This window comes from Halorubrum sp. F4 (assembly GCF_027257195.1).
Classification (GTDB): domain Archaea; phylum Halobacteriota; class Halobacteria; order Halobacteriales; family Haloferacaceae; genus Halorubrum.
On the sequence record NZ_JAPDFS010000042.1, the window covers coordinates 1 to 2,972 of the forward strand.

At 51.0% G+C, this 2,972-nt stretch carries 3 protein-coding genes; 1 reads left to right on the plus strand and 2 read right to left on the minus strand.

Annotated elements, in window-relative coordinates; genetic code table 11:
* The coding region (locus tag OKW78_RS16550; protein ID WP_281196153.1) for a P-loop NTPase fold protein at window positions 1–405 on the minus strand (405 nt) is incomplete at its 3' end.
* A 496-nt stretch (window positions 406–901) separates the two neighbouring features.
* Here OKW78_RS16550 and OKW78_RS16555 point away from each other — a divergent pair.
* The gene (locus tag OKW78_RS16555) at window positions 902–1,186 is read left to right on the plus strand and encodes a hypothetical protein (RefSeq protein WP_281196154.1); all 285 of its coding nucleotides are present in this window, start codon (window positions 902–904) and stop codon (window positions 1,184–1,186) included.
* A gap of 4 nt (window positions 1,187–1,190) precedes the next feature.
* Here OKW78_RS16555 and OKW78_RS16560 read toward each other — a convergent pair.
* Window positions 1,191–2,972, minus strand: a 1,782-nt coding sequence (locus OKW78_RS16560; protein WP_281196155.1) for a phospholipase D-like domain-containing protein, incomplete at its 5' end; no start/stop codon positions are given.

Consider the following 2,972-nt stretch of genomic DNA (forward strand, 5'->3'; position numbering starts at 1 on the left):
GTCCGTCTTCTCATTCTTCTGTTCGTCAACGTCGTAAAGTTGCCCGGTAATATCGTCCTCACCAATCAACCCATCCTTCTTACCCGCGTGCTTTCCCAATTCCTGATCTAAGGTAAGTAGAAGCTCAGTCCGAACAGAATCGTCCGCATGCTTCCATGCATCAAACTCAATACAGACCGTCTCACCATTCGTATCCTGTTCCTCAATTCGATTAAACAACAGTCGAATAATTGAGGTCTTCCCAGAACCCCACTTCCCAAAAATTCCGATATGCCAAGGGGCCTCAACAGACCCCAAAATCCGCTCAAGAGCATCGACATACTCCGTATGCTGGAATGCATCCTCCTCATCGGATTCAATCGGCTCATCCGTAAGGAAATTTGAAGTGTTCGACTCGTTAGTCACACAAGGATGACTCTTGTTATACGTTATCAGGATTTCGGTGAAGAAACACATCACCCAGACACAACTGAAGTGTGAATATCAGTCCCGAATACCTATTAACAATTCCCGAGATGTTCTTATATAGATGTGACTTCTGTCAGACTGTAATTCACACTTAGCGTATCTTAGACGATCTAGTAGTCGCCAACGGAATGAACGGCCACTATTCTGTATCTTACATGCGATCTTCTCTAAGCCTACCGAAATCAACCTACAGGTTGAGTGTTGGATCCGTTCTTGAACTAATGAGACAATATCTTTCCCTGCCGAACCCTACGCTACGCCTGGACGGCGTCGTATCGCGGAGTGGGATGCGCGGTACGGTTTGATCAACTCGTCGTTCCAACAGGGAAGCTTGGGATTTGCCATCCTCCATCGGTGGCATCAGCTTCCTTTCTCTGAAGGTGACCCGACCAGATTACGGACATTGATTATCGCCGGAGGTGCAGACACGGATATGCCAAGGATTTCCAAGACGACCAAACTCGAACGGGTTGAACACATTATTGGGAGCGGTAGCGGTGTCCTGGACTTCGCCGTCAAAGGTGAAGACGGATACCAGACATGGGAAGGCAACGAGGAATCAGACTGGGAAATTCAGGACGTGAAACGCGTCGAAAATGTTGAAGAAGATCGGTTCATCCTCTACCCTGACGGTGAATTCTTCATTTGCGAAATCGAATCGGAAGGGGAAGAGGGGAACAGTGGTCCGGTACGATGCTGGTGTGAACGTTCCGAGTGACGGTTCAACTGTAGTATGTCGGGACCAACTGACGGTCCGGGATTTTTTGGAGTCGTTCGATCGCAAGTTCATCCGACTCGGCTATTTGCCAGACAATGTCGAAGAACTCGATCGCGGCATCAACGAACTGTGTCCGCTCCGTGTAGACGCCACATTCCGGATTCCAGTCGTAGCTGTTGGTCATGAAGTTCGCGGAGCCGAGAAGTGAGGCACCCTCTTCGGCGCTACCGATCGTTTGGACCTTCCCGTGAACTCCGAACTCACCGAGTTCCCGAAAGTCGTCACTCGGGGAAACCCGTTGATACTGTTTAAACCGAGAATAGGTTCGGACGGTTACCTGGTCCCTGTGCTGTTTGATTTCACTGAGAAGGTTTCGCTGTAGACGTCGCCACTCCCAGGGCTCCTTCGTATGCCGAGTCAGTAGCCGTAATTCAAACCCTTGTTCAAGCAGTCTACGGATTTGAGAGACGTATTCGTTGAACGTATCGTCGTCAAACGGTGTCATTATCCGCAGCACTTTGTCGTCGAGGTTTCGCTCCAAGCCGATGCTGAACAGCCTGTCCGTCATTGCAGTATAGGATCGCATACCGGATGGACGATCCTCGTGCCATCGCCGGAGTCGAGCAGCCTCGCGGCCGAGGCCTCGGGAATCGCCGATGTACTCATCCATTTTCTTTTCGCCAAGGGCATCCGGATCGGGTAGGGTATACGTGAAGTACGTCGGTTCTACATGTCCCTTCGAGATAGTTTCGTAGTCCCGGATAACGGCCGTCTCCGCTGCTGTCGGCGAAGGATCTTTTATATTGAGATCGGAGAGCCTGTCGATCTGGGTTTGCACCCTTGAACATCGCTGTATGAGGTGTCGCGCGTACTCCTGCTTGAGGTCCTCCCCGTCTACCAATTGTGGCACGCTGTCGAACTTGATAATGCTTCCATCCACGACTTCACAGGCTACTCCCGGAACAGACGATAACGCCTGATAAATGGTGTACTGATTAGCGCTAACCTTCTCGGTCACGAATCGAAGATCGAACCTTGCGAATTGGGGGTGGCTACTAACCGTGGCAATAACGTTGAGAAGGCATCGCTGCTCACGTTCACCGAAGTCGTCTCCAGAGATGCTTTCAGTCCCTACAACTGATTCTGTTTCTATCTGGACAGCATTGACACCTTCTGAGGGAGTCAGGAGTTGCTGAAGCTGTTCGAACATCTCCTCATACTCCGACCGCTGCTCCGCTACGGCTCTACGAATATCCTCAAATGACGGGATGACCGGAACAGATTGGACGAGTTTGGACGCTATCGCTCCCTCGGAGTGATTTGTAATAGGACGTTCGTCGGTGAGACGTTCAGTCAGGCTCTCGATACAGTCTTGGTCCCTGACTTCGAGCAAGTCCGATAGAACTTGGGCGTATGCACCCGTCACAGCGCTCTCTTCGGACACTACCCCTTGTGGAGCTAACGCCGATTCGATGCGGTCGGTGTGAACCTCAACGGCGTCAGGATGGATAGTGAGAAAGCCCATCGATCCGATAAGTGGAGCAAGGACTGTTTCGTCCCAGTTACCGGCGAACAGGCTGTCGAACTCTCGTCGTCGCAAATTCGATTCCTCAATATCAAGGCAGGATCGGAGAATTCTCTCAATGCCGTGAAATCCACTTGCCACGGCGATCCGAATGAGATGGAACGGATCATCCGCGATGAGGACGAACGAACCGAGTAACGTTATCTCTCCTTCATCGATCAATCCGGTCTCATTGAGTAGCCATCTGTGGAACTTAGAGAC

What these genes read in the sequence shown, in the direction of transcription:
- OKW78_RS16555 (WP_281196154.1), top strand. Translation starts at nt 902, where the DNA reads ATGCCAAGGATTTCCAAGACGACCAAACTCGAACGGGTTGAACACATT.